This window comes from Neisseria sp. P0021.S005 (genome assembly GCF_051956955.1).
Genome location: NZ_JBQCWY010000203.1, coordinates 1 through 4,911 on the forward strand (window position 1 = coordinate 1; position 4,911 = coordinate 4,911).

At 47.7% G+C, this 4,911-nt stretch carries 8 protein-coding genes; all 8 read left to right on the forward strand.

The annotated features are described in order from the left end of the window. On the forward strand, positions 1 to 379 hold a 379-nt coding region (locus ACTHUE_RS10935; protein WP_440423467.1), incomplete at its 5' end, for a tetraacyldisaccharide 4'-kinase. 64 nt (positions 380 to 443) lie between these two features. Beyond that, on the forward strand, positions 444 to 1,109 hold the full coding sequence (locus tag ACTHUE_RS10940) for a DUF2059 domain-containing protein (RefSeq protein ID WP_440423469.1): 666 nt from the start codon (positions 444 to 446) through the stop codon (positions 1,107 to 1,109). Positions 1,110 to 1,192: 83 nt separating this feature from the next. Then, entirely contained in the window at positions 1,193 to 1,375 is a 183-nt protein-coding gene (locus ACTHUE_RS10945) for a Trm112 family protein (protein ID WP_049329252.1), read from the forward strand. After that, positions 1,372 to 2,130 carry a 3-deoxy-manno-octulosonate cytidylyltransferase gene (kdsB, locus tag ACTHUE_RS10950; RefSeq protein WP_070843358.1) on the forward strand — a complete coding sequence of 253 codons (759 nt, stop codon included), beginning with the start codon at positions 1,372 to 1,374 and terminating at the stop codon, positions 2,128 to 2,130. Before ACTHUE_RS10945 ends, kdsB begins: the two co-directional genes overlap by 4 nt. A 21-nt stretch (positions 2,131 to 2,151) precedes the next feature. After that, positions 2,152 to 2,670: a 3-deoxy-manno-octulosonate cytidylyltransferase gene (locus ACTHUE_RS10955; protein WP_070585739.1), complete on the forward strand. Its 519-nt coding sequence runs from the start codon at positions 2,152 to 2,154 to the stop codon at positions 2,668 to 2,670. Positions 2,671 to 2,741: 71 nt separating this feature from the next. Then, positions 2,742 to 3,389 carry an adenylate kinase gene (gene adk, locus ACTHUE_RS10960; RefSeq protein ID WP_003746105.1) on the forward strand — a complete coding sequence of 216 codons (648 nt, stop codon included), beginning with the start codon at positions 2,742 to 2,744 and terminating at the stop codon, positions 3,387 to 3,389. 110 nt (positions 3,390 to 3,499) lie between these two features. Next, positions 3,500 to 4,231, forward strand: coding sequence for an orotidine-5'-phosphate decarboxylase (gene pyrF, locus ACTHUE_RS10965; RefSeq protein WP_070461495.1), 732 nt, complete (start codon positions 3,500 to 3,502; stop codon positions 4,229 to 4,231). Between the two features lie 13 nt (positions 4,232 to 4,244). Then, on the forward strand, positions 4,245 to 4,911 hold a 667-nt coding region (locus tag ACTHUE_RS10970; protein WP_440403124.1), incomplete at its 3' end, for an NAD(P)H-binding protein.

Sequence of the window (4,911 nt, forward strand, 5' to 3'; positions counted from 1 at the left end):
ATTCAGGCCGTCTGAAAATATGTTTGCCAGCCATATTGAAACAGGGCAGATTTACCGTTTGAATAGGCCGTCTGAAAAATTGGATTTGGCGGGTTTGGGAAATCAAACCGTCGCCGCCGTTGCCGGTATTGCCAAGCCGGAGCGTTTTTTCAATACGTTGCAAAGCCTGAATATCGCTTTGAAACAAACCGTTGCCTTGCCTGATCATGCAGATATTACGGCCGCGGATTTGCCGGACGCAGATGTGGTGATTATCACGGAAAAGGATGCGGTCAAATTTTCAAACGGCCACGACCTGAATCATGTGTGGGTCTTGCCTGTTTATGCGATAATTAAGCCGGACTTGGCGGCGTTTGTATCCGCGAATGTTTCAATCTAAATGCTTATAGATGTTTCACAGATGTTTTAAAGATGGTCTTCAAACTACGCGATAGGAGTAAATCATGAAGTTAAAATATTTGTTGGTCGCTTGTGCAGCTTTATTTGTATCTACTCAAAGTTTAGCTGCCAAACCAAGTGATGAATCTGCAATGAAATGGTTGGAGATTCAAGGGATAAGCAATAATTATAGCGAGAAAGTGCAACGTTCTTTGGAGATGGTGAATAAAGAGGACAATGAGCGCTTGTTAACGATGACGCCCAAAGCTCAAAAAGCGCAGATGAAGGCGGTCATCAGCCGTTATATGAAAAACATGCAAGATGATTTGAGCCGCCCTGAGTTGAAAAAACAATGGTTGGATGAAGAAAAGCGTGCCGTACAGAAAGTATTTACACAAGAAGAAGTCGATGTACTCAACAGCTTCTTCTCTTCCCCTCGGGGCAAGGGTATTTTGAAAAAAATCAATCATCTCAGACAGCATGGCGGAGATATTGACAATGTGCTGAGCCAAGCAGACGTGGATAGCATAGTAAAAGTATTTGAGCATGGGGCCGGTAAGTCTGCATTTGAAAAGATAGAACGTTTCGACAAATTGAATGATGAGATTGTTAAAAAGACAATGAGCAACAACTATATCAACGCAAGCAGGAAATATACGCCCGCTTTTGAGGCGCAAACGCGTGATATTTTGTGTAAGGGCAATAAACATTCTTCGGAATGTGCCAAATAATGTGCAGGCCGTCTGAAAATATTGATATTTATACTGTCCGAATCATCTCAGATGGCCTTGATATAACTACCGAAAGTAACCCCATGGAAAAAAAATTCTTAGACATCCTCGTTTGTCCTGTAACCAAAGGCAAACTCGAATACCATCAAGACAAACAGGAATTGTGGAGCCGTCAGGCGAAGTTGGCTTATCCGATTCGTGACGGCATCCCTTATATGTTGGAAAACGAAGCGCGCCCGTTGAGCGAAGAGGAACTGAAGGCATGACCGAATTTGTCGTATTGATTCCGGCGCGGTTGGATTCTTCACGTCTGCCGGGTAAGGCTTTGGCCGATATTCACGGTAAACCGATGGTTGTACGCGTTGCCGAGCAGGCGGCGAAAAGCAAGGCTGCGCGTGTTGTCGTTGCCACCGACCATCCTGATATTCAGACGGCCTGTCAGGCGCATAGCGTCGAAGTGGTCATGACTTCCAATCAACATGAAAGCGGTACAACGCGCCTTGCCGAAGCGGCCAATACGCTGAAACTGCCGCAGCATCTGATTGTTGTGAACGTACAAGGCGACGAGCCTTTAATCGATCCCGAACTTATCAACCGTACAGCCGAAGTTTTGGTTGAAAACAATGTGCAAATGGCGACCGCCGCCCACGAATTGCACGATTTTGACGAGTTTATAAATCCTAACGTCGTCAAAGTCATCCTCGACAAAAACCGCAACGCCATCTATTTCAGCCGCGCCCCGATTCCTTATCCGCGCGATGTGATGCGTGCCGAAAAACGCGAATTGCCTTCCGAAACAGCCGTTTTGCGCCATATCGGCATTTATGCCTATCGTGCAGGTTTCCTGCAACGCTATTCGGAAATGGAAGTTTCTCCTTTGGAAACCATCGAATCGTTGGAACAGTTGCGCGTCCTGTGGCACGGTTATCCGATTGCTGTTGAAATCACCCAAGAAGCGCCTGCTACCGGTGTGGATACGCAGGAAGATTTGGACAGAGTACGTGTTGCGTTTAAAGCTTAAGGCCGTCTGAAAGGAAAAGACATGAATGATTTCCGCCATTTGAGCCGTGAAGAACAAAAATTGCTTGCCGACGTGGCGAAGCTGGTAAGAGAAGATGAGCAAGAATTCAACTATGACATGCTGAAAATAGAAGCGCCGGAGCAGGCCAGTGGCGAGTTTTGGTTCCGCATGGCAGAAATGCTCAGCACTTTGCCGCCCAACCAGTCGTTGGACTTGCGTATGAACGGTGGACGCTTGACCGTTGCCGTATCGATTTTGTCGGTATTGCTGCAAGACAATCCGGATGTTCCTCAGCTTTGGGCACAAAAAATCATTGCGCTCAACTATTTGGCTCATGGCCATCAAACCCGTGCAATCGGTCTGGCGCAGCAACCTGACAAAGCGGCCGAAGCCAATGAGGAAGAATATTTGGCAAAAGCCTTATCGCAAAACTTGCTTTCCACTTTGAAAGACGCGATAGAGCGATTCCCTGAAGACGCATGGTTTATCGGAATGCGCGACGATGCATGGAAGCATTTCGGCCCGAAAGAAGCCGTCTGAAGTTTTGAACGATAAACATAAGCCGTGTAAAATTATCTGAACATTAAATCCGTCAACCAAAAGGACTCATCATGAAAGTATTATTGTTGGGCGCACCGGGCGCCGGCAAAGGCACACAGGCTCAATTCATCACTGCTGCATTCGGCATTCCTCAAATCTCTACCGGCGACATGCTCCGCGCTGCCATCAAAGCAGGCACTCCGCTGGGTTTGGAAGCAAAAAAAATCATTGATGAAGGCGGTTTGGTACGCGACGACATCATTATCGGCATGGTTAAAGAGCGTATTGCCCAAGACGACTGCAAAAACGGTTTCCTGTTTGACGGTTTCCCACGTACATTGGCACAAGCCGAAGCCATGGTTGAAGCTGGTGTGGATTTGGATGCCGTGGTTGAAATCGATGTACCTGACAGCGTGATTGTCGACCGCATGAGCGGCCGCCGCGTGCATTTGGCCTCCGGCCGTACTTACCACGTTACCTACAATCCGCCTAAAGTCGAAGGCAAAGACGACGTAACCGGCGAAGATTTGATTCAACGCGACGACGACAAAGAAGAAACCGTGAAAAAACGCCTTGCCGTTTACCACGAGCAAACCGAAGTTTTGGTTGATTTTTACAGCAAACTGGAAGGCGAACACGCGCCGAAATACATCAAAGTTGACGGCACCCAAGCAGTAGAAGCCGTGAAAGCCGAAGTATTGAAAGGTTTGGGCAAATAAGTTTTGCCAAAGTAAAATCATGAGGCCGTCTGAAAAAATATTTTCAGACGGCCTTTTGTGTACAAAAGCTGTTAAAATCGAAGCTATAACCGTTTATCCGCAGGTATCTTATGAATCCCTTGATCTCCGACTTCCAAACTCAGCAACAACGTACTCCCGTCATCGTCGCCCTCGATTTTGCCAACGAAAAAGATACGCTCGGATTTGTCCGCAATCTTGACCCGACACTGTGTCAAATCAAAATCGGTAAAGAGCTGTTCACCGCAACCGGCCGCAATTTGGCAGAAAGCTTAATCAATCAAGGTTTCAAACTTTTCCTCGATTTGAAATACCACGATATTCCCCACACAGTTGCTCAGGCCTGTAAAGTTGCCGCCGATATGGGCGTGTGGATGGTCGATATGCACGCATCGGGCGGTCGCCGCATGATGGAAGCAGCAGCAGAAGCCGTTGCCGGATATCAAACCAAGCCGCTTTTGATCGGCGTAACCGTGTTGACCAGCATGGAACAAAGCGACTTGGCAGAAATCGGTTTGAACATCGCCCCTGAAGAACAAGTCATCCGCTTGGCGAAACTGGCGCAAAGTTCGGGCTTGGACGGCGTAGTATGTTCCGCTCAAGAAGCCGTACCATTGCGCCGCGAATTGGGACAGGATTTTGTCTTGGTCACACCGGGCATCCGCTTAGATGTTGCAGGCAATAATGATGACCAGCGCCGTATTATGACGCCGGCCGAAGCCTTGGCTGCCGGTTCAACCTATTTGGTAATGGGCCGTCCGGTAACTAAAGCTGCCGATCCGGTAGCTGTATTGCGCGAAGTGAACCGCGTGGCAAACGCTTAAGGCCGTCTGAAGTATGAAGGCGATTGTGATTGGCGCGACAGGCGCAACAGGAAAATCCTTGTTGCCTTTACTTGCAACCAGTTCAGAGGTTGAGTCCATCGACTGTTTTGGTCGCAGACATCCTGATTTTACTCACCAAAAGCTAAATAGCCATCAGATTGATTTTTCTAAGCCTGATGATTGGCGTGAAAAAGTGCAGGGCGATGTATTGTTTGCCTGCTTGGGAACTACCTTGAAAGCGGCTGGCAGTAAAGAAGCGCAATGGGCAATTGATTATGAGGCAAATCTTGAATTTGCCAAAGCCGCACGAGAAAACGGCGTCAATACTTTGGTTTTGATTTCCGCTTCCGGTGCAAATTCTGCTTCGAGCCTGTTTTATCAACGGATGAAGGGCGAATTGGAGCAAGCAATTATCGCTTTGAATTTTCCGCACCTTATTATTTTCCGCCCGCCATTGCTGATTCGTCCGAACAGCGACCGCTTGGGCGAAAAAATAGCAGAACGGATTTCTCGCGTACTCAACCGCATCGGCATGCTGAAAAACCAACGTCCGCTTGCTGTCGAAAAATTGGCGCAAGCCATGCTGAAAGCAGCGTTGTTGTCATCTCATGAACAGGCGTCGTACTCGAAAAACCATATGCAGGTATATGAGCCTCAAGATATTTTTAGGCTGTTAGATC

What these genes read in the sequence shown, in the direction of transcription:
- ACTHUE_RS10955 (WP_070585739.1), top strand. Translation starts at nt 2,152, where the DNA reads ATGAATGATTTCCGCCATTTGAGCCGTGAAGAACAAAAATTGCTTGCC.
- kdsB (WP_070843358.1), top strand. Translation starts at nt 1,372, where the DNA reads ATGACCGAATTTGTCGTATTGATTCCGGCGCGGTTGGATTCTTCACGT.
- pyrF (WP_070461495.1), top strand. Translation starts at nt 3,500, where the DNA reads ATGAATCCCTTGATCTCCGACTTCCAAACTCAGCAACAACGTACTCCC.
- ACTHUE_RS10940 (WP_440423469.1), top strand. Translation starts at nt 444, where the DNA reads ATGAAGTTAAAATATTTGTTGGTCGCTTGTGCAGCTTTATTTGTATCT.
- ACTHUE_RS10945 (WP_049329252.1), top strand. Translation starts at nt 1,193, where the DNA reads ATGGAAAAAAAATTCTTAGACATCCTCGTTTGTCCTGTAACCAAAGGC.
- adk (WP_003746105.1), top strand. Translation starts at nt 2,742, where the DNA reads ATGAAAGTATTATTGTTGGGCGCACCGGGCGCCGGCAAAGGCACACAG.